A 3921-nucleotide genomic window follows, 5' to 3' on the forward strand; every position below is an offset into this window, starting at 1 on the left:
GCCGATAGGTCTGCAGCAGAAAGGGCCGCGTGTTGCGCGCCGAGGCCAGGCCGGTGCGGTCGTTGAAGATGCGCCGGTAGCGGCTGTTCGCGGTGTTCCAGGTCACGTCGCCGGCTCGCTGCGCGTGGCAGTACAGCTTGTTGTGCGTGGCCACGTAGCCGTTGCGGTCCACCGCGATGCAATAGACCACCTTGTCGCTCAGGCCGAGCAGGCGTTCCTGCACCTGCGGAAACAGACGGTCGGCCAGCGCGACGAAGCGCGTCGCGTGTTGTGCGGGATTGGTGCCGGGCAGCGGCTGGTAGGCCTCGTCGAACAGGTCCGCCGCGCTGATCGCTTGCGTGCGCAGGGCGTCCTCGAGCAGTTGGGTGATCTGCGAGGCGGCTACCTGCGCAGCGCGGATGTAGGGCGTGTCGTCGGTGTCGATGCCGCAGCCGGCCACCACCTCGATCAGCGTTTCGCTGACCTTCAGGAAAGCCTCGCTGCGCGCGTTGGCGTTCGTCAACGACTGGCCCGAGCGCTGCATCTCGCGCTCGATGGTGCTCATCTGCCCGCTCAGGCCGTCGCAGATGCCGCGGCTCTGCTCGGCCGCCACGCTGATGCGGCCCACGCCGTCCTGCACCTCGGCCAGCGCGCGGTGAAACGCGCCTTTCGGCGCCTCGCCATTCGTGGCGGCGGTGCCGGTGTCGTTCGGCAACTGGATTTCCAGCGCCAGCGCACCGACCCGGCTGTTGAGCTCGGCCACGGTGCTCATGATCGCTTTGGACGAGGCCTCGACCTGCGCCGACAAGTCCTTCACCGCGCCGGCCACCACGCCGAAGCCGCGGCCCGCCTCGCCGGCACGGCCGGCTTCGACCGAGGCGTTGAACGCGACCAGCCGAGTTTGCAATGCGATCTGCGTGATCTGCCCTGCCGCCGCGGCCACCTGCTTCAGGGTTTCGACGATGCCGCCGACTTCGGTGCCCACCAGCGCCACGGCTTCGCGCGCACGCTCCACCGCTTTCAGGCTCTCGGTCGTGGTGCTCGCGATGCCGCCCTGAGCACGCTGCACCTCGGTGACTTGCCCGGCCAGCGCCTGAACGGCGCTCGCCTGTTGCTGGCTGATGCGGGCGGTGTCTTCGATGAGGCCGCGCACCTCGGCGGCGTCGTGCCCGAGCCGCGAGGCCTGGCGCGAGATGGCGAGCACGGCGTCGTGCAAATCGGGCGTGGGCGACGCGCCGGCGCCGGGGGCCGTCGCGGCGGAATCGGCGGCCTTCCTGTTCGTGAACATTGCAAGCATGAGCGGCACTCCTTGGCGTCTTCGCAGTGGCGTCTGTCAGTGGTCGCGCAAGCGGGCGCGCAGGCGCGCGATGCTCTGGCTGTGCAGCTGGCACACGCGAGATTCGGTCACGCCGATCACCGCTGCGATTTCCTTGAGGTTCATGTCCTGTTCGTAGTACATGCTCATCACGAACTGTTCGCGCTCGGGCAGCAGCTTGATCGCCGCGATCAGCGCCTCGCGCATGCGGCGGTCCTGCAGCATGCCGAGCGGGTTCTCGTTCTCGTCGGCGACGTGGCGGTCCAGGAAATCGTGGTCGCCGTCGTCGCCGCTCATGTCTTCCAGGTACACGAGTTGCGTGCCGCGCACCTTGCCGAGCAGCTCCTGGTAGGCGGGCAGCGTGATGCCCATCTCGCGGGCGATGTCGCTTTCGGCGGGGGCGCGGCCGTGGGCCTGCTCGAGCTTGCGCACGGCGACTTCGATCTCGCGCTGCTGCTTGCGGCTGCCGCGGCTCATCCAGTCGGCGCCGCGCAGCTCGTCGAGCATGGCGCCGCGGATGCGCTGGGTGGCGAAGGTTTCGAACTGCACACCTTGCGCCGCGTCGAAGCGGGTGGAGGCGTCGGCCAGACCGATCATGCCGACTTGAATGAGGTCGTCGATCTCCACGTTGGCGGGTAGCTTGGCGATCATCTGATGCGCGAGCCGCCGCACCAGCGGGGAGTACTGCTTGAGCATCGCGTTGGTCTCGAGGCGACCTGTGGCGGTGTACATGGCTCGGGCTCCGGTTTCGGGATCTGGCGTGTTGCGAAAGAAGATTCAGGGCCGGCGCTGCGCGCGCGGGCCATGGCGTTGGGTCAGTGCCGGCAAGGCCGAGCCGTGCGAGGCCACGCCGACCGGGATGCCCAGGGCGCCGAAGCCGCTGTCGCCGGTGCGCTGCCGCAGTGCACAGGCGAGCTGCTCGCGGACCAGGTGCTGCAGCGCCGGGCTCGGCGCATCGGTGGCCGACTCGACCGGATCGATGGCGACCCAGTCGTGCAGCGCAGCACCCAGAAAATCATCGGCGCAGCGCGCCACGCTCTCGGCCACCAGGGCGGCGCGCGGGGAGCCGGGCTCGGCACTGATGAGAAGGTCGTGCGCCATCAGGCCGCTGCGCAATGCCAGCAGCTTGATCGCGCCATAGGCGTGGGTGATGCTGTCGCTGTGCTCGTCGCACAGCACGATGGGGCGCAAGGCATGCGCCTGCATCTCCTGCACGCGGCGGGTCAGCAGGCGTGCGAGGTCGGCGGCGCTGGCATGCAGCAGCACGACGTCGACATCGGGCGCCGCCTCGGCCACGGCATCCAGGAAGCCCGAGGTGGAGCCGCTGGCATCGACGAAGCGCAGCGCCAGGCCGCGCGCAGCGAGGAAACGCACTTGCGGGCTGAGCACGTCCACGCCCTCGGCGAGATCGAAGCTGGCCAGCTCACTCGGGGCGCGGGAGCGTTCGCCGGCATCCACCACCAGGGTCGACAGGCCCAGCTCGGCATAGGCCGTGCACAGCCGCTCGAGCAGCGCGCCGCCGGAGGCGAGGTTCGGGTTGGAGACCACCGCGACGAAGCGCAGTGTGTGGCCGGTGAAGAGGCGCCGCAGGCCCTGCGCCTGGTCGATCGGCCGGCCCGCTGTGGGGTCGAGGGCCGTGTCGGCCGCGCTCTGCGGATCGAGGCCTGCATCGGCGGCGTGCAGATAGTCGGCGAGCGCCCTGCGCGGGCGCGATGGCAGCTCGTCGAGCTGGTTGAACCAGCTGTCGGTTGCCGGGAGTGCGGGGCGGTAGGTGCGGCTGCTCATGCGGTTCTCCCCTGCGCTCAGAAGCCGGGCGCGGCCGGGCGTCGGGGCGCTGCAGCGGGCTGCGGCGCCGCGAACACCAGGTTCATGTCGTTGGCATCGAAGCGGTAGGCGGGGCTGCCGCCGGCGCGCAGCGCGCGGTGCACCAGCGCCTGCGAAGACAGGCGGTGCCAGTCTTCCGGCACGCGCTGGCCGTTCGCCACGGCCACCACCTTGAGCTTGTGGCGGATCAGCGCGTCCAGCGCCGGCCCGAGCTTGACGGCCTCGTCGAGCTTGGACAGCACGATGCCTTTGCAGGCAGCGGCGTGGTAGGAAATCATCACGTCGTCGATGGTCTCGCCCTGCACCGCGGCGTTGACGACGAGCAGCTTGCGGATGGAGCGGTGACCGAGCATCTCCAGCAGCTCGCGGGTGCGGGTGTCGCGCTGGGCGACGCCGGCGGTGTCGATGAGCACCATCTTCTTGGCCGACAGAAGCTCGAGCAGGTCTTCGAGCGCGGTGCGGTCGTGCGCGGTGTGCACCGGCACGCCGAGGATGCGGCCGTAGGCGCGCAGTTGTTCGTGGGCGCCGAGCCGGTAGGCGTCGAGCGTGATCAGGCCGAGGTTCGACGCGCCGTGCTTGGTGGCGAAGGCGGCGGCGAGCTTGGCGGTCGAGGTGGTCTTGCCCACGCCCGTGGAGCCAATGAGCGCGTAGACGCCGCCCTGGTCTTCGAGCGGCGCTTCGTCCTCGCCGGTGATCAGGTTGCGCTCCAGCACGCCGGCGGCCCAGGCTTGCTCGTCGCCGATATCGCCTTTCATGCCGACCACGAGTTTGCGGATCAGCATGGGCGAGAAGCCGCAGTCGAG

Annotated in this window: 3 protein-coding genes and 1 pseudogene; all 4 read right to left on the reverse strand. The window is 69.8% G+C overall.

Annotated features, from left to right (window positions below; all coding sequences use genetic code 11):
* Window positions 1-1276, reverse strand: a 1276-nt coding sequence (locus H0W38_RS18310) for a methyl-accepting chemotaxis protein (RefSeq protein WP_292456774.1), incomplete at its 3' end; no start/stop codon positions are given.
* Between the two features lie 36 nt (window positions 1277-1312).
* Complete coding sequence (locus H0W38_RS18315) at window positions 1313-2026, reverse strand: RNA polymerase sigma factor FliA (protein WP_292456775.1); 714 nt, start codon at window positions 2024-2026, stop codon at window positions 1313-1315.
* Between the two features lie 45 nt (window positions 2027-2071).
* Entirely contained in the window at window positions 2072-3079 is a 1008-nt protein-coding gene (locus tag H0W38_RS18320) for a flagellar biosynthesis protein (protein ID WP_292456778.1), read from the reverse strand.
* 17 nt (window positions 3080-3096) lie between these two features.
* Window positions 3097-3921: pseudogene (locus H0W38_RS18325) on the reverse strand (flagellar biosynthesis protein FlhF); the annotation flags it as partial.

Origin of the sequence: Methylibium sp., assembly GCF_013817365.1 — a bacterium.
GTDB lineage: Bacteria > Pseudomonadota > Gammaproteobacteria > Burkholderiales > Burkholderiaceae_C > Methylibium.

Coding starts and splice junctions, on each gene's coding strand:
- H0W38_RS18315 (WP_292456775.1), bottom strand. CDS start 2,026: ATGTACACCGCCACAGGTCGCCTCGAGACCAACGCGATGCTCAAGCAG.
- H0W38_RS18320 (WP_292456778.1), bottom strand. CDS start 3,079: ATGAGCAGCCGCACCTACCGCCCCGCACTCCCGGCAACCGACAGCTGG.